Origin of the sequence: Devosia sediminis, from assembly GCF_016411825.1 — a bacterium.
Lineage (GTDB): Bacteria > Pseudomonadota > Alphaproteobacteria > Rhizobiales > Devosiaceae > Devosia > Devosia sediminis.
Map to the genome: position 1 here is coordinate 488,863 of NZ_JAEKMH010000003.1, position 18,985 is coordinate 507,847.

The 18,985-nt window shown below is 63.6% G+C and carries 17 protein-coding genes; 10 read left to right on the forward strand and 7 right to left on the reverse strand.

What is annotated here, in order from left to right; all coding sequences use genetic code 11:
- Positions 1 to 57 precede the first annotated feature (57 nt).
- Together JEQ47_RS15475 and JEQ47_RS15480 are read left to right on the forward strand one after the other, a co-directional pair.
- A complete protein-coding gene (locus JEQ47_RS15475) occupies positions 58 to 831 on the forward strand; it encodes an SDR family oxidoreductase (RefSeq protein WP_198877301.1) in 774 nt (257 codons plus the stop codon).
- Positions 832 to 836: 5 nt separating this feature from the next.
- Positions 837 to 2,108 (forward strand): L-fuconate dehydratase, encoded by a 1,272-nt coding sequence (locus JEQ47_RS15480; protein ID WP_198877302.1) that lies wholly within the window; start codon positions 837 to 839, stop codon positions 2,106 to 2,108.
- A 146-nt stretch (positions 2,109 to 2,254) separates the two neighbouring features.
- Here JEQ47_RS15480 and JEQ47_RS15485 read toward each other — a convergent pair whose 3' ends face one another.
- From JEQ47_RS15485 to JEQ47_RS15510, 6 genes are all read right to left on the reverse strand, one after another.
- Positions 2,255 to 2,575 carry a hypothetical protein gene (locus JEQ47_RS15485; protein WP_198877303.1) on the reverse strand — a complete coding sequence of 107 codons (321 nt, stop codon included), beginning with the start codon at positions 2,573 to 2,575 and terminating at the stop codon, positions 2,255 to 2,257.
- Complete coding sequence (locus JEQ47_RS15490; RefSeq protein WP_198877304.1) at positions 2,476 to 2,988, reverse strand: hypothetical protein; 513 nt, start codon at positions 2,986 to 2,988, stop codon at positions 2,476 to 2,478. The genes JEQ47_RS15485 and JEQ47_RS15490 overlap by 100 nt, the downstream gene beginning before the upstream one ends.
- Positions 2,989 to 3,006: 18 nt before the next feature.
- The gene (locus JEQ47_RS15495; protein ID WP_198877305.1) at positions 3,007 to 3,774 is read right to left on the reverse strand and encodes a DeoR/GlpR family DNA-binding transcription regulator; all 768 of its coding nucleotides are present in this window, start codon (positions 3,772 to 3,774) and stop codon (positions 3,007 to 3,009) included.
- Between the two features lie 349 nt (positions 3,775 to 4,123).
- Positions 4,124 to 5,560 (reverse strand): M81 family metallopeptidase, encoded by a 1,437-nt coding sequence (locus tag JEQ47_RS15500; RefSeq protein ID WP_198877306.1) that lies wholly within the window; start codon positions 5,558 to 5,560, stop codon positions 4,124 to 4,126.
- On the reverse strand, positions 5,560 to 6,747 hold the full coding sequence (locus JEQ47_RS15505) for an MFS transporter (protein ID WP_198877307.1): 1,188 nt from the start codon (positions 6,745 to 6,747) through the stop codon (positions 5,560 to 5,562). Before JEQ47_RS15505 ends, JEQ47_RS15500 begins: the two co-directional genes overlap by 1 nt.
- A gap of 220 nt (positions 6,748 to 6,967) precedes the next feature.
- Positions 6,968 to 7,456, reverse strand: coding sequence for a hypothetical protein (locus JEQ47_RS15510; RefSeq protein ID WP_198877308.1), 489 nt, complete (start codon positions 7,454 to 7,456; stop codon positions 6,968 to 6,970).
- A gap of 369 nt (positions 7,457 to 7,825) precedes the next feature.
- Between JEQ47_RS15510 and JEQ47_RS15515 the strand changes: the two genes are divergently transcribed.
- The 7 genes from JEQ47_RS15515 to JEQ47_RS15545 all read left to right on the forward strand — a co-directional run bounded on the left by JEQ47_RS15515 (position 7,826) and on the right by JEQ47_RS15545 (position 16,515).
- Entirely contained in the window at positions 7,826 to 8,980 is a 1,155-nt protein-coding gene (locus JEQ47_RS15515; protein WP_198877309.1) for a Gfo/Idh/MocA family protein, read from the forward strand.
- Between the two features lie 11 nt (positions 8,981 to 8,991).
- Positions 8,992 to 9,879, forward strand: coding sequence for a carbohydrate ABC transporter permease (locus JEQ47_RS15520; RefSeq protein ID WP_198877310.1), 888 nt, complete (start codon positions 8,992 to 8,994; stop codon positions 9,877 to 9,879).
- A 104-nt stretch (positions 9,880 to 9,983) separates the two neighbouring features.
- Positions 9,984 to 10,826, forward strand: coding sequence for a carbohydrate ABC transporter permease (locus JEQ47_RS15525; RefSeq protein ID WP_236020916.1), 843 nt, complete (start codon positions 9,984 to 9,986; stop codon positions 10,824 to 10,826).
- 135 nt (positions 10,827 to 10,961) lie between these two features.
- A complete protein-coding gene (locus tag JEQ47_RS15530) occupies positions 10,962 to 12,164 on the forward strand; it encodes an extracellular solute-binding protein (protein WP_198877380.1) in 1,203 nt (400 codons plus the stop codon).
- Between the two features lie 179 nt (positions 12,165 to 12,343).
- Complete coding sequence (locus JEQ47_RS15535) at positions 12,344 to 13,420, forward strand: ABC transporter ATP-binding protein (RefSeq protein ID WP_198877312.1); 1,077 nt, start codon at positions 12,344 to 12,346, stop codon at positions 13,418 to 13,420.
- A gap of 30 nt (positions 13,421 to 13,450) precedes the next feature.
- Positions 13,451 to 14,317 (forward strand): MurR/RpiR family transcriptional regulator, encoded by an 867-nt coding sequence (locus JEQ47_RS15540; protein ID WP_198877313.1) that lies wholly within the window; start codon positions 13,451 to 13,453, stop codon positions 14,315 to 14,317.
- Between the two features lie 188 nt (positions 14,318 to 14,505).
- Entirely contained in the window at positions 14,506 to 16,515 is a 2,010-nt protein-coding gene (locus tag JEQ47_RS15545; RefSeq protein WP_198877314.1) for a beta-N-acetylhexosaminidase, read from the forward strand.
- A gap of 360 nt (positions 16,516 to 16,875) precedes the next feature.
- On the opposite strand, the gene JEQ47_RS15550 is transcribed toward JEQ47_RS15545, so the two are convergent.
- Positions 16,876 to 18,333, reverse strand: a complete 1,458-nt coding sequence (locus JEQ47_RS15550) for a M81 family metallopeptidase (RefSeq protein ID WP_198877315.1) — start codon at positions 18,331 to 18,333, stop codon at positions 16,876 to 16,878.
- 176 nt (positions 18,334 to 18,509) lie between these two features.
- Here JEQ47_RS15550 and JEQ47_RS15555 point away from each other — a divergent pair, with 176 nt between their 5' ends.
- Positions 18,510 to 18,893 (forward strand): RidA family protein, encoded by a 384-nt coding sequence (locus JEQ47_RS15555; protein ID WP_198877316.1) that lies wholly within the window; start codon positions 18,510 to 18,512, stop codon positions 18,891 to 18,893.
- The last annotated feature ends 92 nt before the right edge of the window (positions 18,894 to 18,985 follow it).

Genomic DNA, 18,985 nt, shown 5'->3' on the forward strand with positions numbered 1-18,985 from the left:
AGTTGGCCACCGACGGCCCCCCACCCTCGGTCCCTCCCCTCAAGGGGGAGGGAGGCGATGGGGCCACTGCCAGCAGACTACAGGACCAAAGGACAAAACGTGGCCGACCTCACTGGAAAGATCGTTCTCATCACTGCTGCTGCCCAGGGCATCGGAAGGGCATCGGCCGAGGCTTTTGCAAGAGCCGGAGCAAAGGTGATCGCGACCGATATCAACGCGCCCCTCTTGGCCGAACTCGACGCAGTCCCCAATGTGACGACGCGCGTGCTCGATGTGCTCTCCACCGACGCCGTCAACCAGGCCGTCGCCGAGATCGGTCATATCGACGTGCTGTTCAACTGCGCCGGCGTGGTGCATGGCGGCACGGTGCTGGAAATGAGCGATGACGATCTCGATTTCGCGCTGGCGCTGAACGTCAAGGCGCAGATCCGGACGATCAAGGCGGTGCTACCGCAGATGCTGGAGCGCCAGGACGGCGCCATCATCAACATGGCGACGGTGGCCTCTTCGGTCAAAGGCGTGCCCAACCGGGCGGCCTATACGATTTCCAAGGCGGCCGTGGTGGGCCTCACCAAGTCCATCGCCGCCGACTATACGACCCAAGGCATCCGCGTGAACGCGATCTGCCCCGGCACGGTGGACTCGCCGAGCCTCCACCAGCGCTGGCACGCCACCGGCGATTTCGAGGCGGCCAGGAAGGCCTTTATCGCCCGCCAGCCGATCGGCCGCATTGCCCGCCCCGACGAAGTGGCGGACCTGGCAGTGTATCTGGCGGGAGCCACCTACACGACCGGGCAGGTGCATATCATCGACGGCGGCTGGACGGCTTGAGCCCAATGAAGATCACCACCCTCGCCACCCACGACCTCCGCTTCCCCACCTCGGCCTCGCTCGACGGCTCGGACGCGATGAATCCCGATCCGGACTATTCCGCCGCCTATGTGGTCCTCGGCACCGATGGTACCCTCGAAGGCCATGGCCTCACCTTCACCATCGGCCGCGGCAATGAAGTGGTGTGTGCGGCGATTGCGGCGCTGACCGATCGCGTCGTGGGGCTCGATCTCGACTGGGTCGAGGAAAATCCCGGCCGCTTCTGGCGGCATATGACAGGCGACAGCCAGCTCCGCTGGATCGGCCCCGACAAGGGCGCCATGCATCTGGCGACCGGCGCGGTAGTCAATGCCGTCTGGGACCTCCTCGCCAAGCGGGCGAAAAAGCCCGTCTGGCTCTATGTCAGCGAGATGAGCCCCGAACAGCTCGTCAGTATCATCGACTTCCGCTACCTCACCGACGCCATCACCCCCAAAGAAGCCCTGGCCATTTTCCGCGCCGCCGAGCCCGGCAAAGCCGAGCGCATTGCCCGCCTTCGGGCCGAAGGCTATGCCTGCTACACGACCTCGGCCGGGTGGCTTGGCTATTCTAACGAGAAGCTGACGCGGCTGGCCACCGAAGCGGTGGAAACGGGTTTCACCCATATCAAGATGAAGGTCGGGCGCGACCTTGCCGACGATATCAGGCGCCTCGAAATCGTCCGATCGATCATGGGGCCGGATCGCTATCTGATGATCGACGCCAACCAGGTCTGGGAGGTCGATCAGGCGATTGAGTGGGTCAACCAGCTCAAGCGCTTCAATCCCTATTTCATCGAGGAGCCGACCAGCCCCGATGACGTAGAAGGCCACCGGAAAATCCGCGAGGCCATCGCGCCAGTGAAGGTGGCGACCGGCGAAATGTGCCAGAACCGCATCCTCTTCAAGCAGTTCATCACCCGCGATGCCATCGACATCGTCCAGATCGATGCCTGCCGCATCGGTGGCCTCAATGAGGTGCTGTCGGTGCTGTTGATGGCGCAGAAATACGGCAAGGCGGTGTGGCCGCATGCCGGTGGCGTCGGCCTCTGCGAATATGTGCAGCACCTCTCGATGATCGATTACCTGGTCGTGTCAGGAACCAAGGAGGGCAGGGTGATCGAATATGTCGACCACCTGCACGAACACTTCCTCGACCCCTGCGTGATCAAGAACGCCGCCTACATGCCCCCGGAGCGTCCGGGGTTCTCGATCGAGATGAAGGCGGCGTCGATTGCGGAGAATACGTTCGGGGGTTAGCAGTCACCTCTTCACCTCTCCCTTTGGAGGAGAGGTCAGCGCAAAGCGCCGGGTGAGGGGGCCTTTTCATCGGACTGGCCGGAAGGCCCCCTCACCCCAACCCTCTCCGCCAAAGGGAGAGGGGGCGACGAACAGGGATTGGAAGATCAAACCCCGCAGCTCACCCGACCCCAATCGCCCAGCACGCCCTCGACCCTGGTCGCGCCGTCGAGTTTGAGCAGCGCCCTGGCGCCGGTGATGATCACCTGGCCGGCCTTGAGCGGCAGGCCGCGCGCCTCGGCATGGCCGGCAAGCCAGGCGATATCCTTCACAATGGCGTCCCAGCTTGCGCCCTTGTCGACGCTGTTGACCGCCTTGCCGTCGAGGCTCAGCGTGACATCGAGGGTGGCGAGCGAGGCGGTGATGCCGCGGTCGAGATCGCGGCCGACGACGACGGCGCCATTGGATTGCAGGTCCGCGAGCTGCACATTGCGCGGTTGGGGTCGCGGTCGGTGAAAGGATTGCCGATCAGCTCGATGGCCGGGTGGATGCTGGCAATCGCCCGCTCGACTTCGAACGTGTTTGCCCCGGCAACAATGTCCGCGCCCAGCCGCACCGCGACCTCGATCTCAGCAAGGAAGATCTTGTGCCGCGCGCCATCGATCCGGTCGCCATCGACGAAACAGCGATTGGCCGGAATGGGCGAGCAAAGCGGCGGATCGCCGAGCCCCGCTGCAACCTTCCAGGCGCCCACCGGGCCGATCTGGCTGATGATCTCGTCCTGCGTCGCATAGACGGCGTCGAGATCGGCAGGGACCAGGGCTTCGGGCACGGCGCCAACCTTGGCACCTCCGTCATGGGCGGCGACAAGGGCGCTGGCGAGTTCGGCAATGGTCTGCATGGCAAGATCCCGGAATGGTCAGGCGGCGCCTGTTTCGATCAATTGAATGCCCGCATCTGCGCAGACCTGGCGGATGGAATCCAGATGGCAAATGTCGGTAATAAAGCTCTGCGCCTGGGAAAGGTGGCCGATCCGCACCGGGGCGGTGCGGGTGAACTTGGTCTGGTCGGCGACGACGATGACATGGCGGGCATTGGCGATGATGGCCTGCGCCACTTTCACCTCGCGGAAATCGAAATCCAGCAGCGCCCCATCCGGGTCGATGGCGGAAACGCCGATCACGGCGAAATCCACCTTGAACTGCCGGATGAAATCGACCGCCGCTTCGCCCACGATGCCGCCATCGCTGGGCCGCACCACGCCCCCCGATATGACCACCTCGACCGTTGGCACGACGCGCAGGTGATTGGCGACATTGATATTGTTGGTGATGACCATGAGCCCGCGATGCGCGCTCAGCGCCTGGCTGACCGCCTCGGTCGTGGTGCCGATATTGATGAACAGCGACGCATGGTCGGGGATCAGCGCCGCAGCGGCGCGGCCGATGGCACGCTTTTCATTGGGAGCGATCTGCCGGCGCGCTTCATATTCGACATTTTCCACGCCCGAGGGGTGCATGGCCCCGCCATGGGTCCGCTTCAGCGCCCCGCGATCGCAGAGAATATTGAGATCCTTGCGGATGGTCTGCGGCGTCACCTCGAAAGCCGCGACCAGTTCCTCTACGCTGACTTCGCCCTTTCGGCGCGCCAGTTCGACGATCTTCGCCTGCCGCAAACTCGGTGTCATCGGGCGGCCCTCCCTTTCGTTTGGTGATTAAACGAAAGGGGGTGAAAGGGGAAGGGCGAGCGCCTGTCCGGCAGGCGGATGTAACATTTGTCGTCATTGCCGGGCTTGTCCCGGCAATCCATCTTGCGGGTGCATGGACCACCGGGACAAGCCCGGTGGTGACGATGGGGGCGGGTGCTGCTGTCGCCTATTTCACCCTCCCCCTTGAGGGAGGGTAGCGCAGCTGGCCGAAGGCCTAGCGAAGCTGGGGAGGGGGTAGTTCGGTGGGCCGCCGAGGCACCTCCACCCTCGATCCCCCTCTCAAGGGGGAGGGAGGCGCAGGAGCCATTCCTTCCAAAAAGGGTAGCAGTCAGCGGCCCGCCCGCTTCGACCACTTCACCTGCGGCGAATACCCGAAATCCCGGTCAAACGGATAGCTCGGGCGCGGGGTGTGCTTGCGCTCCGTGCGCTCGACGAACTGGTCCACCACGCCCGGCGACAGCGCCATGATGCCAGGATTGGCGATGGGCCCGAGTTCGGGGGAGAGATAGCCGGATTTCACCGCAATGATCTTTGCCGCATGCGGATCGAGGCCGAGCCGGGTGAAGTCGACGATATTGTGGAAGGGACGGCGGCGGGCCGTGAGGACAAGGTCCACGCCCCCGATGCGTACCACCGCCTCGCGGAGCCGTGGTTCGCTGACTTCGGCGAGGTAGATGACTTCGGCTTCGGTCTCCACCGGCCTGCTCGACGGGTCGAGGCTGGCGCCGATATGGAGGTTTACCCGCGCGCCCACGCCGGCCGCATAGGCCGCATCGGTTGCCGCCTTGTCGGTGATACCGGCAAAGATGACGCCATCGGCGCCCTGATTGAGCAGCTCGGCCAGCACTTCTGCCCTGTCACCCACGCCACCGCCGGTCGGATTGTCACCCGATTCGGCGAGCACGACAGGGTGAGACGGGCTGGCAATGGCACGGTCCACGCATTCGGCGATAGAACCGGTCTCCATGCCGAACACAAAGCCATCGCGGATATCCCAATAATCCTGGGCGAGGTGAGCCGCCGCCTTTTCCATGGCGGCGCGGTCCGTCCCGGTCACCACGGCGCAGGCGGTCGCGCGGGGTTCGTCGGCCCAGACATAGCCCACCTGGAACGAGGCATCCCAGATGCCCGTCGGTTCCTCGACCTCGTGGATCTGCGTGTAAAAAGTCCGCGCCGGTTCATCCTGCGTGGACGTGCGCTCGCCCGGCAACAGCACTGGTACCGGCGCCCAGGCGAGCAGCGGTTTCACGCCGGTCTTGAGGGCGCGCACCAGCATGGTCACGGAGCGGCGCATCGTGTCCTGCACGTCGATATGGGGCGCCGTGCGATAGGTCGAGAACATGTCGAGCGCGTCGATGATCTTCTGGCTGACATTGCCATGGAGATCATAGCTGGCCGAAATCAGCACATCCGGCCCGACCGTCTCGCGCACCGCGGCGATGAAATCGCCCTCGGCGTCGAACAGGCCTTCCACAAACATGGCGCCATGCATGGGGAGGTAGACGCCGTCAAACGGCATGGCGGCCCGCAAACCGTCGAGGATTTCCGCCTTCCAGGTCTCATAGGTGTCGCGCGCCACCGGCCCGCCGGCAATGGCGCGGGCGTGGAAAATGGTGATGAACTCGGCCGGAAAATGCGTCACGAAATCAAAATACTGATCCTTCAGCATGGCGGGCCCGCGCAGCACGCGAAAATCGGCCTCGCGATTGAGCACGGGATTATAGGTGCTGCATTCGATATGCAGCCCGGCAACGGCTATCTTCATCACAAAACTCCCGGCACTTCGGATTCTGGATTATGGGCTGTCCGCGCCGGCCTTGGCTTCAGTCGACCGGTGAGAAAGAGGCTCACTAGCAGCACCGGGATGACGCAGGCCACGCCGACGCGGATGCCCCAGTGCTCGGCGACGAAGCCGATCAGCGGCGGCCCGATCAGGAAGCCGGTCAGCGCCACGAAGGAGAGGACGGCCACATTGGCCGAGGCGGCGCGGTCGCCGATGCCGGCGGCAGCGGTCACGGCCAGCGGAAAGCCGACCGAGACGCCGACGCCGATGATCCCGAAGCCCACCAGCGCCAAAGGCACGCTGGGCGCGAAATACAGCAGCACGGCACCTGCTACTGCCAGTGTGCCGCAGATCTGCGCGGTGCCGACGCCACCAAAACGACGCTTCAGCGTATCCCCGCCAAAGCGGCCTGCGGCGACCATGAAGGCAAAAACCGAATAGCCGAGGCCGACAAGGCCGCCCTCGGCCGAGAGCGCATCGCGCAGGAAAATGGCCGACCAGTCTGCCATGGCGCCCTCGGTCATGGTGATGCCGAACACGAAGAGGCAAATGCCGATCAGCGCTGGGCTGGGCAGGGCCCAGGCCGAGCGCTGGGTCTCTCCCGCGGGCGCCGCGTCGTGGAGCACCGGCAGGGCTTTGGCCGCGAAGAGCGCGATCGGCAGCACCAGGGCGGCCAGCAGCGGCACGGCAAACCCGGGCGCCAGGCCGATTGCGGCAAAGCCCGAACCGATGAGGCTGCCCGCCATGATGCCCAGCGACCAGCATCCATGCGAAGTGTTCATGATCAGCTTGCCGCTGGTCTTCTCGACGAGATCGGCCTGGACGTTGAGGCCCAGTTCGACAAAGGAAATGGCCGAGCCGGCCAGGGCAAGGGCGATGAACAAGAGGATCGGATCGGGCGCCAGCACCGGCAGGCTGGCGGCGATGGAATAGAAGATGAAGCCGACAAAGATCGCGGTCCGCGCCCCGATCCGGCCCACCAGCGGCCCGGCAAATGGCAGGGTGAGAAGCGTGCCGCAGGGCATGCCGAGCAGCGCCAGTGCCAGCGCCGCCGGCCCCAGGCCCATGGCCGCCTGCACCTCCGGAATGCGCGGCAGCCAGGACCCGAAGGCGACGGGCTGGAGGAAGAACACCAGCATGACAAGGCGTTGGGGGGTGAAGAAGGACATGGCTAGCTTTTTGCTCCACCCACCGGGTCATTCCCGCGAAAGCGGGAACCTCCGTTGGGCCAGTGAAACAGGAGTTCCCGCTTTCGCGGGAATGACGCCGTCGGTTGAATTCCCACGGCGCCGTCCTCGGGCTTGACCCGAGGACCAGTTCAAACATCCACCGCGATGTCGGTGGCCCTCCGATCAAGCCCGAGGGCGGCGCGGAGCATTTGAAGAATGCTCAGCTCTGCTTCGGCATCGGATAGGGCAGATACCCAACAAACCCCGTCAGCTTCCATTCGCCGCTCACCTTGCGCAGGAAATAGAGCGTCTGCCAGTTGAGGCGGTCGACCCCACCATTACTGAGCTTGATTTCGCCGTTGAACTTCTTGTGGGCGATGGCCCGCTCGCCGGTGATTTCGATTTCGGTGAGGCTGGTGGCGCGGTGGATGCCGGCCTCAACATCTTCGGCATAGCTCTGTGCCTGGCCCTCATGCGCCTGGCGCAGCCATTCGTCGCGATAGTCGGCCAGCGTGGGGAAGCTGATGGTCCATCCGTCCGGGTTGTCGACGCGGTTGCCGTTGATTCCCATGAAATCGTCGGCGACGAAATCGCCTTCCACCATCGACCAGTCGGCGTTGACATAGGCCTTGATGTCGCGTGGCACGAGCATGGTCCAGATGGCCGAGCGGTCGGCGTCCTGAGGGAAGGGATTTGCGGATAGGCTCATTTTCGTCTCTTGCCTGGAAGGAGCACGGCTTCGAGGCACGTGCGCCATTTCTGTTTCAAATTTTCACAGTCGACACGCAGATGGGGTCATGTGAAAGAGGCCACATGGATACCAATTCGGACATGCTGCCGCTTATCGAGGGTTTTGTCCACTCCTCTAATACCACTGCAATACCAATAAACGCCTAGAAATACGGCAAAACGCCGCCCGTTTGAGCAGAGTTTCAGGGTGGCTTAAATTGGTATTGTGCGGGATCGGAATGTGTGTTGACATTGTTGTCGGAAGGCGCCTAGTCTTGAAAATCGTTTACACAAACGACACCGATCCGCAAAGAGATCGGCGGGTTAATAAACAGGGAACGGCAAGGTTATGCGGGTAGGCATCGTCGGCCTCGGATATCGTCTGGGCTATCTGGCGCGCATCTTTTCAGCGGCGCGCGACGACTTCGAGATTGTTGGCTATGTGGATCCGGCGCCCGCCGGTCTGTCCTATGCGACCGAGCATGGTGTTTCCGTCGGCAAGTCTTTCGACAGCCTCGAGCAGATGATCGACGAGGGCAGTCTCGACCTCCTCATGGTCGGCTCGCCCAATCACCTCCATCTCGAGCACATTCGCACCGGCCTCGAGCGCGGCATGAAGATCTTTGCCGAAAAGCCCGTGGTGACCACGGTGGAAGACACCATGGCGCTGGCCGAACTGATCGGCAAATACGGCTCCGACAATGTCATGGTGGGCCTGGTGCTGCGCTATGCGCCGCTCTATGTCGATCTGCGCAAAGCCCAGGCCGAAGGCAAGCTGGGCGAGGTGGTGTCGATCGAAGCCTCCGAGCACATCCCGCCCTATCATGGCGCTTTTTTCATGCGCGACTGGCGCCGCTACGGCAAATATGCCGGCGGTTTCATGCTCGAAAAATGCTGCCACGACCTCGATCTCTATAATGGCGTCATGGGCTCGCGCCCGCGCCTCGTCGCCAGCTTCGGCGGCCGCAAGAGCTTCATTCCCGAAAACGCCCCGGCCACGGCGGGCGTCAACGACATGGAAGTCTACCATCGCAAACCCTCGGGCTGGGAAGGTTCGGACAAGGTCTTCGACAGCGACGGCGACATCATCGATTTCCAGACCGCCATCGTGCAGTACGAAAGCGGCGCAGCGCTGACCTTCCACACCAATATGAACGTGCCCGACGACTTCCGCCGCTTTGCGGTCATGGGAGCCAAGGGCATGGCGGAAGGCGATTTCATCCGCAACTACTTCCGCGTCACCGACAGCCGCACTTCCGAGCGCCTGACCGACACGACCTACAAGACATCGGAACTCAGCCAGCACTATGGCGCCGACGAGCAGATGGCCGAGGACATCCTCAAGCATTGCCTCGAAGGCGCGCCGCTTCCCGTCTCAGTGACGGATGCCCTGGAGGCGGGGCTCCTCGCCATTTCCATGGACGAGTCGATGCGCACCAGGTCGATCATCGACATGACCCCGATCTGGCAGCGCTTCGACGCTGCCCTGGGCCGAGCGAACTGAGGGACAAGCCAATGACCAGCACCAGAAGCGCCACCCTCTTCGCCTTTGCCCTGCTGGCCCCGGCACTGATCTACATCCTGACCATCGTGGCCTACCCGCTGGTGGACACGATCGTGCTGAGCTTCACCAATGCCTCGCTGCGGCAGGACTATGATTTCGTCGGCTGGGCCAATTACCAGCGCATCTTCGGCGCCGGCAATTTCACCGAAGTCATCATCCGCACCTTCATCTGGACCTTCTTCTCGGTCTCGACCAAGATGGTGATCGGCATGCTGGGCGCGGTGCTGCTCAATGCCGCCATTCCCGGCCAGGCGTTGTTCCGCATCCTCACCATGCCGCCCTGGATCGTGCCCATGGCCATCGGCATCTACATGTGGGCCTGGATGTATAACGGCCAGTTCGGGATGATCTCGGGCCTGCTCGAAAACTTCGGCATCACCAACGGCCCCATTGCCTGGCTGGCCTATGGCAACACCGCCTTCTGGGCCACCATCGTCACCGACGTGTGGATCGGCGTGCCCATGGTGACCATCTATTTCCTGGCCGCCATGCAGTCGATCCCGCGGGACCTGCACGAAGCCGCCTGGACCGATGGCGCCGGCCGCTTCTACCGCTTCCGCCGCATCACCGTGCCGCTGATGGTGCCGGCCATCATCACCATGAGCCTGCTCTCGCTCATCGCCACCTTCAATTCCTTCGACATCATCTGGATCCTCACCCAGGGCGGCCCCTCGGGCTCCACCACCACGATGATCATCGACACCTACAAGACCGCCATCGGCAGCCGCAAATACGGTGAAGGCGCCGCCCGCGCCGTGGTCATCTCGCTCTTCGTGACCGCCTTCTGCATCGTCTACTTCCGAGCCGTCCGCAAGCTCCAGCAGGGAGAAGCCAAATGAGCGACGTCGCCCGCACCACCGAAGTGGCCGCCGCCGACAGCCCGGCCAGCGTCAAGCCGGCCGCCCCGCGCGCCCGCCGGGGCCTCTGGTCCGCTTCCCGCCCGATGATCGACCGCTACAAGTGGTACGAGGTCGCCGCGCTTTATGTCGGGCTCTTCTTTTTTCTGTTCTTCGTGCTCTCGCCCTTCATCGAAGGCTTCCTGGTCTCGCTGAAGCCGCTCGCGCAGCTCTTTTCGCGGCCCTACAGCTTCATCCCCAAGACCTGGAGCTTCGACGCCTATTTCACCATGTGGCAGTCGGTGCCGGCTCTGGGCATGCACATCTTCAATTCCTTCTTCATCTCCACGGTCGTCACCCTGATCGTCGTGGTGATCGTGGTCCCGGCGGCCTATGCCTTTGCCCGCTTCAACTTCGCCGGCGCCGGCTTCCTCCTGGGCGCGTTCCTTGCGGTCAACATGTTCTCGGGCGCCGTGCTGCTGATCCCGCTGTTCCGCCTGATGCGCACGCTCGGGCTGCTCAATACCTATTGGGCCATGATCGTGCCGGGCGCCGCCTTCCTCATTCCCTCCTCGGTCTGGCTGTTGCGCACCTATCTCATGCGCATTCCCCGCGAGCTCGACGAGGCCGCCTGGGTCGACGGTGCATCGCGCCTTTACACGCTGCGCCGGGTCATCCTGCCGCTGGCCATGCCGGGCATCGTCGTGGTCGCCATCATGACCTTCATCGGCGCCTATGCGCAGCAGTTCATCTTCGCGCTGACCTTCAATTCCAAGACCGAGTTCATGCCGCTGCCGGTGGGCCTCTTCGCCTTCTTCGGCAAGCAGGAGGTGATCTGGAACGAGCTGATGGCGGCCAGCTTCGTGGGCATCCTGCCGGTGATGATCGTCATCATCTTCCTGCAGCGCTACCTCGTCGCGGGCCTCACTGCGGGGGCGGTCAAGCAATAGGGGGCGCTCCCCCTCCAATGGGGCGCACAAGGAGTTTGGAGCCGGTCCGCCGTTTCGCTGAAACGTGATCCGCTCCGGAAAGGGCCGAGGGGCCCACATGCAAGGGAGACTACAATGAACAAGACTTTCGGTTTGATGGCCGTATCGATGCTGGCGCTTGCCAGCGCGACCAGCGGCGCGTTTGCCCAGGACGTGAAGGAAATCTCCTTCATCAACTGCGGTGACGAACTGACCGCCGGCTATGCCGAATACTTCGCCGAGTGGGAAGCCGCCAATCCCGGCTTCAAGGTCGTGCCGGAAATCGTCGGCTGGGGCCAGTGCCAGGACAAGGTGACCACGCTCGCCGCCGCCGGCACCCCGGTCGCGCTCGCCTATGTCGGCTCGCGTACCCTCAAGCAGTTCGCCCAGAACGACCTGATCGTTCCGGTGCCGATGACCGACGAGGAAAAGGCCGCCTACTACAACTACGTGCCCGATACCGTCACCTTCGACGGCACCCAGTGGGGCGTCCCGGTCGCCTTCTCGACCAAGGCCCTGTTCTGGAACAAGGACCTGTTCGAAGAAGCCGGCCTTGATCCGGAAACCCCGCCCAAGACCTGGGAAGAAAAGATCGCTTTCGCCAAGCAGATCACCGAGAACACCGATGCCGCCGGCTACGGCGCCGTCGCCAAGACCTTCGACAACACCATGCACCAGTTCCTGCACTGGGTGTACACCAACAATGGTTCGGTGATCGACGCCGATGGCAACATCACGCTGAACTCGCCGCAGGTCCTGGCTGCACTGACCGCCCTCAGGGACATCATCCCCTACTCGGAAGAAGGCCCGACCGCCTACGAGCAGAACGAAGTCCGCGCCATCTGGCTCGACGGTGGCGTCGCCATGATCGAAGCCTCGCCGGGCGCTGCCATCCGTGCCGAAGAAGCCGGCATGAACTGGGGTGTCGCCAACCTGCCGCTGGGTCCCGATGCCCAGGGTCCTGGCACGCTGCTGATCACCGACGCCCTCGCCATCTTCAAGGGCACCGGCGTTGAAGACCAGGCCATCAGCCTGGCCAAGTTCATCACCGAAGGCGAACGCCAGTGGGCCGCTGAAATGGCTCAGGGCCTGACCCCGCTGCGTCCGCTCGAGCCGCAGACCGCTGAACTGCTGGCCGAAAAGCCGTACTGGCAGCCGTTCCTCGACGGCATCGAGTTCGGTGGTCCCGAGCCGCTGTTCAACGACTATATCGGTCTGCAGAACGTCATGATCGAAATGGTGCAGTCGGTCGTCACCGGCGCTGCCGAGCCCCAGGCTGCCATCGAAAAGGCCGCCGCCGAGCTCGAACAGTACAAGTAGGGTCCTCCCAGACCTGCTGCCGTCGCCCCCCGGGGCGGCGGCGCCCTACCCCTGATCCCTCCCCACAAGGGGGAGGGAGACGATGGAACCGGGACCTCTCACCTGCGCATCCCTCCCTTGCTGGCGAGGGACCGATTGTGGGTGATGGGGGACCCGATAGCACCGATGGAACGCGAACCATGTCGCAGTTGAGCCTCAAGCGCCTCGAAAAGTCCTTCAACGAAGCGCGTATCATCAAGGGCATCGACCTCGATGTCAGCGAAGGCGAGTTCGTGGTCTTTGTCGGCCCGTCGGGCTGCGGCAAGTCCACCCTGCTGCGCATGATTGCCGGCCTCGAGGACGTGAGCCAGGGCGAGATCGAGATCGGCGGCCGCGTCGTCAACGACCTGCCCCCGGTCCAGCGTGGCATTGCCATGGTGTTCCAGTCCTACGCGCTCTATCCGCATATGAGCGTCTACGAAAACATCGCCTTCCCGCTGCGCGTCGAAAAGCTGCCGCAGCCTGAGGTCGACAAGCGCGTGCAGGCCGCCGCCAAGGTGCTCCAGCTCGAAAGCCGTTTGCAGCACCGCCCCGGCCAGCTTTCCGGCGGCCAGCGCCAGCGCGTCGCCATCGGCCGCGCCATCGTGCGCCAGCCCAAGATTTTCCTCTTCGACGAGCCGCTCAGCAACCTCGACGCCGCCCTGCGCTCGGAAATGCGCATCGAACTCATGGAGCTGCACAAGCGCCTCGGTTCGACCATGATCTACGTCACCCACGACCAGATCGAAGCCATGACCATGGCCGACAAGATCGTGGTGCTCAATGCCGGCGAGATCAGCCAGGTGGGCTCGCCGCTCGACCTCTACCACAAGCCCGACAATCTCTTCGTGGCCGGCTTCATCGGCTCGCCGAAGATGAACTTCATCAACGGCAAGGCGCGCGCCGCCAATGGCACCACCGTCACCGTGGACCTCGGCGCCCTCGGCACCATCGAGCTGCCGCGCACCAGCACCGACATTGCCGGCCAGGATGTCACCGTAGGTATTCGCCCCGAGCACCTCTCGCTCAATGGCGGCCAGTTCACCATCGACACCACGCCCAATATCGTCGAGCATCTGGGCATCCACACCATCATCTATTCGACCCTGCCGGGTGGCGAGCCCTTTACCGGCCTGTTCGAAGGCAATCCCGACCTCGAGGATGGCAAGCCCGTGCGTGTCGGCTTCGACGCCGCCCAGGCACACCTGTTCGACACGCGGGGCCTGGCAATCTACTGAGCCAGCCATACGGGGGCAGGGGGAGACGCGATGCTCGATATTGTGGGTCTGCTGCAAACCGAGAAGGACGCCTTCACGCGGTCCGAACGCGCCCTGACGGAAATCGTGCTGGCCGATGTCGACAGCGTGCTCAAGATGAGCATTGTCGACCTCGCTGCCCAGGCCGATGTCTCGCCGCCGACGGTCACCCGCTTCTGCCGGCGCCTCGGCTGCGACAGCTACGCCGATTTCAAGGTGCGGCTGGCCCAGTCGCGCTTTGTCGGCCAGCGCTACTTCGCCCCGGCTTCCGGCCCCTCCAGCGTGCGCGAGATCGCCCAGGGCGTCGTCAACGGCATCCAGTCCATCATCTACGAGACCTTCGACAGTCTCGACTTCGCTGCCGTCGAGCGCGCGGCGGAAAGCATAGCCAAATCAAATTTCGTGCTCTCGTTTGGCTCCGGCGGCGCGTCCTCGATGATGGCCGGCGAGATCGAGACGCGGCTCTTTCGCCTGGGGCTGAAGGTCGCCTCCACGGACGATCATCAATTGCAACTGATGCGCGTTGCCGCGGCACCCACCGGCACCGCCATCATCGCCTTCTCGCTATCGGGAAATAATACCCAGCTTGCCAAGACCCTGACCGTTGCCGGGGAATATGGTTTGACGCGCATCGTCGCCACACGCTCGGGCTCGATGGTTTCGGCCCAAGCCGACATCCTACTGCCGGTGAACTGGCACGAGAATGCCGATATTCTGCGGCCCACGCCCGGCCGCTACGCGTTTCTCGCCACTGTCGACGTCTTGTCCCAGACCGTTGCCACCCGCCTCGGGCCGTCCGCTGTCGCCAGCATGCGCCGCATCAAGCACCAGCTCGTCGTCAATCGCGATGGCGACGACGCTCAGCCGCTGGGGGATTGATGTTCGCAGTCTCTCCACACGCGCGGTGTCACTCCTCCCCCTTGACGGGGGAGGCTGGGTGGGGGTGCGCCACGCACACCTTGCCCGTGATACCCCCCACCCCCGCCCTCCCCGCGAGGGGGAGGGAGTAGTTCGGCGCTCGCTTCGCCATTTTCCTTGTCCGAATTGGTTTTGTTAGGACCTCCCTCATGTCTTTTTCCCTCGTCACCACCTGGTCGCCGGCGACCGCAACCGAACCGCTCGGCTATGGCATCGAGTTGACCAATATTGGCGATCAGCCGATCCGCAATTTCCAGCTCGGCTTTTCCGGCCCCGCCCGCATCGATCCGCATGCGACGCTGGAAAACGGCAAGCTGCTGGTGCGCCTCTCCAACCACACCATGATCGCCCCGCCCGATGGCTATGTGCTGCAGCCGGGCGAGACCTGGACCGCCACGGCGCGCGGCCTCTCCTATGGGCTGCGGCACTGGAGCGACGGCGCCAATTCGGCCTATGTCGTGCTAGAAGACGGCAAGGTCATCGCCGTGCCCACCGCCCCGACGCAGGGCAAGGGCCACAACTCGCCCCTGCTCAAGGGCGCCGCAAAATTCCCGGTTCCGGCCAAGGCGCCGGCGCCCTATTCGATCATTCCCTGGCCCAACCATGTGGCCGCGAGCGGCAACCGCATCGCTCCGCCGGGCTTTGATTTGAAGCCCGTTGGCGATCTCGCCACCCGCGCCGCCAAGGCCTTTGCCGATCTCACCGCCGAGCTTTTCCCGGTAGAAGCCATCGTCCGCCCCGCCTCCGAAGCCGGCATGCCGGTCCATATCGTCGAAAAATCAGGCCTTGGCGACGAGGCCTATGAAATCGCCTTTGCCGATAACAGCGCCACCGTGTCCGCCACCACGCGCTCGGGTCTCTTCTATGGCCTCGTGACCCTCGGGCACATCCTGCGCGGTGCCCGCCAGTATCCGGCGACCTTCCTGTTCCCCACCGCAGGCACGATCAGCGACGCTCCGGGCTTCTCTTTCCGCGGCGAGCATCTGGATGTCGCCCGCCAGTTCTACACCGCTGCCGAAGTCAGCCGCCTGATCCGGCTCATGGCCTGGAACAAGATGAACAAGTTCCATTGGCACTTGACCGAGGATGAGGCCTGGCGCCTCGAAATATCGGCCTATCCGCAGCTTACCGAGATCGCCGCCTGGCGCGGCCACGGCAAGGCGCTGCCGCCGCTGCTCGGCTCCGGTCCTCAGCCGACGGGTGGCTATTATTCCAAAGAGGCGGTCCGCCAGATCGTCTCCCTGGCCGATGACCTTGGCATCGCTGTCATCCCCGAGATCGACATGCCGGGCCATTTCTACGCCGCCCTCCAGGCGCTGCCCGAACTGCGCGACCCCAATGAAAAGGGCGAGTATCAGTCGGTCCAGGGTTTCCCGAACAACAGTCTCAACCCCGCGCATGAGCCGGTCTATCGCTTCGTCGAAACCATCGTCGACGAAGTGCTGGAGCTCTTCCCGGCCGGCATCTTCCACCTCGGCGCCGACGAAGTGCCGCTGGCCGCCTGGTCGGGCTCGCCTTTGGCGCTCGACATGATCGAGAAGATGGCCGGCCCCGCCATGCGCAAGAAGCACGAGGCCCAGTTCAACCAGCTCGGAAATCACCACGGCGCCGACGAAATCGAGGGCTCGCCCACGGCCGTTATCCAGGCCGAGTTCATCCGCCGGGTGCACAAATATATCGCCTCCAAGGGCGCCATTACCGGCGGCTGGGAAGAGGCAGCCCATGGCGATGCCGTGGACAAGGACAAGTCCTATGTCATCGGCTGGCGCAATGTGGAGATCAACGCGGCCCTCGCCGAACGCGGTTTTGATATCGTCGTCTCGCCCGGCCAGCGCTACTATCTCGACATGGCCAATGGCGTGAGCTGGGCCGAGCCAGGCGCCGGCTGGGCCGGCTGGTCGGGCCCGCAGGAGACATACGAATTCGAAGCCCGCGCCGGTTTCTCCGAGGAGGGGCTGAAACATTTGAAGGGCATCCAGGGCTGCATCTGGTCGGAATCGATGACCGACCGCGCCATCTTTGACCGCCTCGTCTTCCCGCGCATCTCCGCCATAGCAGAAAGCGCCTGGACCCTGCCCGAGCGCAAGAGCTACGACCGCTTCAAGTCCATGGTCGGCCTGATGCCGATCATGTACGGAAACTTCGAGCAGGCCGTGTAACGGCAAAATCTCTCCAGGGGAGAGATTTTAGGCGAGAAGGCCATGAGAGCTACGCTCAAATGGCGGGGCTGAGTAAGGGCCCTCATCTCTCCACAAACCCGATGTCACCCCGGCGAAGGCCGGGGCCCATCCTGAGATCTCGGGATGGATCCCGGCCTTCGCCGGGATGACAATGGTGGGCGTGGACGGGTCAGAGTGCTCGGCTCCTGCCCCCTCCCTCCCCTTGAGGGGGAGGGTAGCGTCGCTAGGACCGTGAGGTCCGTAGCAGAGCTAGGGTGGGGTGAGTGGCTTGGCCACACCCACGAAGCCGCCCTCGGAATTGTGGTTGAGGTGAATGGTGCGTCTCAGTCCGGGCAAAGCTCACGCCCACGGATTTTCCACCATCGGCCAGATGTCCCGGCGCGCCTTGCGGTACGCCGTCTCCGCCGGCCGGTTCGGGTAAGGCTTTCCCGCCGAGCAATAGATGATCTCCGACGCAATCCTGGAGAACGAGTCGTAGAAGTGGTTGGTCGACTTGATCAGCAGGATTTTCTTCGACGTAGGATTGATCCCGAGCGCCGAGAACAGGCTCGGATCAAAGCTCTGCGCCCGGGTGGAATTGAGGATCACGTCGATCCCGTCGAAGTGCACCCAGGCCGCGTCACCAAAGGGCGCAAAGCTGTCGCCGAACTTCATCTCGGCATTGCGCACGAGGCCCTTCACCGTCACCAGCGCATCGATCGGGTGACCGGTATGGGGCGCTGACTTGGCCCCGAAGCGCAGCGGAATGACCGCGCCTTCGCCGGCTGCGAAACAGATCTGCACCGCGATCGGGTCCCAGATCGTGCCCACGGCGGCGCCGGTGGCGCCGCGCGCCATCAGCTCTTCGAGGATGACCGTGGCGTCGCCAGCCGTGCCGCCGCCCGGATTGTCCCAGACATCGGCGATGACCACCGGGCCATGCGGGGCGGCGAGCGCGGCATCGACGGCGGTCTTCTCGTCGACCTGCGCCACCATGAAGGTGCCGCGCATCGAATAGAGTTCGCGGCCGAGTTCTTCGGTCAGCGCGTCGCCCATCGGCTTGTGGTCGTCGGTGACGGCGACGATGCGGGTTCCCATCTCGGGAACATCACCGGCCATGAAGCCGTGCACGACCGAAAGTGACAGAAGTCCCTCTCTTGTGGCTTCTAATGCTGACAGTCTGTCAACAAATCCCCGCATCGGCTGCTTGCTCGTGGGGAAGACATCGATCATCCGGCAATCGAAGACGCTCATGACCGGTCTAACCTCGCCCTTGAGTGCCCGCACCGCAATGGCCCACAGGTCGCGCGCCCGATCGACGAAATCGGTATGCGGGAACTCCTTGAAATAAACGAAGAAATCGGCCGCCTCGGCGCGCTTGGCGGTGAGGTGGCTATGCGGATCGAGCTCGGCGCAGACCAGCACATCCGGTCCGACAATGGCGCGGACGCGGGTGAGCAGATCACCCTCGGGATCGTCATAGCCCTGCGCCACCATGGCGCCATGGAGCCCGAGAACAACCCCGTCCACCGGCATAGCAGATTGTAATTGCTCAATGATTTCGTCGCGCAACTCTTCATAGGTGTCGCGCGCCACCAGCCCGGCGGGATCTGCCCAACTTGCCGTGCCCTCGATCAGCGTCCACCCTTCCCGGGCACAAACCTCCCGGCCCACCGTGATCGGCGCGGTGCAAAGCGTGGGCGTCACCGGATGCTGGCCCGGCTTGGCATGGAGCGACGCCTCGAAGGCACGCTTGTCTATGGCAATAGGCGAGAACGTATTGGTCTCGGTGGCCAGGGCGGCGGTGAAAATGCGCAAGGGACGGATTTCCGATGAAACAGATGTGACGGGATCAGGTGGCAAGCTACACGAAAGCCGACCCCAGTTCACGTAAGAAATTTACATTTCGGAGCGTGATTGGTCGGCAAACACGCAAAAATCGGGTATAGATGCCGTTCAGAGAGAAATTGAATTTCAGAGAGTGGAGATCAGAAATGCCGATCAAGCGTTATGGAGCGGAAAAGTCGGGCGCCGGCGGGCAGAACCTGCCTTTCGCTCGCGCCGTCGAGGCGGGTGGCTGGCTGTTCGTTTCGGGGCAGGTGCCGATGAAGGACGGCGAGATCGTCGGGTCAGGCATCATCGAGCAGACGCACCTCACCATCCAGAACGTCATCGCTATTCTCGAAGAGGCCGGCTACGGGCTGGAACATGTAGTGCGCTGCGGCGTCTGGCTCGATGATCCGCGCGATTTCTGGAGCTTCAACGCCGTCTATAAGAGCTATTTCGGCGAGCATCCGCCCGCCCGCGCCTGCGTCCAGAGCCACATGATGGTCGACTGCAAGGTCGAGATCGAATGCGTGGCGTACAAGGGGCCGTAACGCCAGCGCACTTGGCCCCACCCCACCCTCATTCCCTCCCCATCAAGGGGAAGGAGGCGCAGGAACGGAGGCCAGTGTTCATCGTCTCCCTC

What these genes read in the sequence shown, in the direction of transcription:
- JEQ47_RS15475 (WP_198877301.1), top strand. Translation starts at nt 58, where the DNA reads ATGGGGCCACTGCCAGCAGACTACAGGACCAAAGGACAAAACGTGGCC.
- JEQ47_RS15480 (WP_198877302.1), top strand. Translation starts at nt 837, where the DNA reads ATGAAGATCACCACCCTCGCCACCCACGACCTCCGCTTCCCCACCTCG.
- JEQ47_RS15490 (WP_198877304.1), bottom strand. Translation starts at nt 2,988, where the DNA reads ATGCAGACCATTGCCGAACTCGCCAGCGCCCTTGTCGCCGCCCATGAC.
- JEQ47_RS15495 (WP_198877305.1), bottom strand. Translation starts at nt 3,774, where the DNA reads ATGACACCGAGTTTGCGGCAGGCGAAGATCGTCGAACTGGCGCGCCGA.
- JEQ47_RS15500 (WP_198877306.1), bottom strand. Translation starts at nt 5,560, where the DNA reads ATGAAGATAGCCGTTGCCGGGCTGCATATCGAATGCAGCACCTATAAT.
- JEQ47_RS15505 (WP_198877307.1), bottom strand. Translation starts at nt 6,747, where the DNA reads ATGTCCTTCTTCACCCCCCAACGCCTTGTCATGCTGGTGTTCTTCCTC.
- JEQ47_RS15510 (WP_198877308.1), bottom strand. Translation starts at nt 7,456, where the DNA reads ATGAGCCTATCCGCAAATCCCTTCCCTCAGGACGCCGACCGCTCGGCC.
- JEQ47_RS15515 (WP_198877309.1), top strand. Translation starts at nt 7,826, where the DNA reads ATGCGGGTAGGCATCGTCGGCCTCGGATATCGTCTGGGCTATCTGGCG.
- JEQ47_RS15520 (WP_198877310.1), top strand. Translation starts at nt 8,992, where the DNA reads ATGACCAGCACCAGAAGCGCCACCCTCTTCGCCTTTGCCCTGCTGGCC.
- JEQ47_RS15525 (WP_236020916.1), top strand. Translation starts at nt 9,984, where the DNA reads ATGATCGACCGCTACAAGTGGTACGAGGTCGCCGCGCTTTATGTCGGG.
- JEQ47_RS15530 (WP_198877380.1), top strand. Translation starts at nt 10,962, where the DNA reads ATGGCCGTATCGATGCTGGCGCTTGCCAGCGCGACCAGCGGCGCGTTT.
- JEQ47_RS15535 (WP_198877312.1), top strand. Translation starts at nt 12,344, where the DNA reads ATGTCGCAGTTGAGCCTCAAGCGCCTCGAAAAGTCCTTCAACGAAGCG.
- JEQ47_RS15540 (WP_198877313.1), top strand. Translation starts at nt 13,451, where the DNA reads ATGCTCGATATTGTGGGTCTGCTGCAAACCGAGAAGGACGCCTTCACG.
- JEQ47_RS15545 (WP_198877314.1), top strand. Translation starts at nt 14,506, where the DNA reads ATGTCTTTTTCCCTCGTCACCACCTGGTCGCCGGCGACCGCAACCGAA.
- JEQ47_RS15555 (WP_198877316.1), top strand. Translation starts at nt 18,510, where the DNA reads ATGCCGATCAAGCGTTATGGAGCGGAAAAGTCGGGCGCCGGCGGGCAG.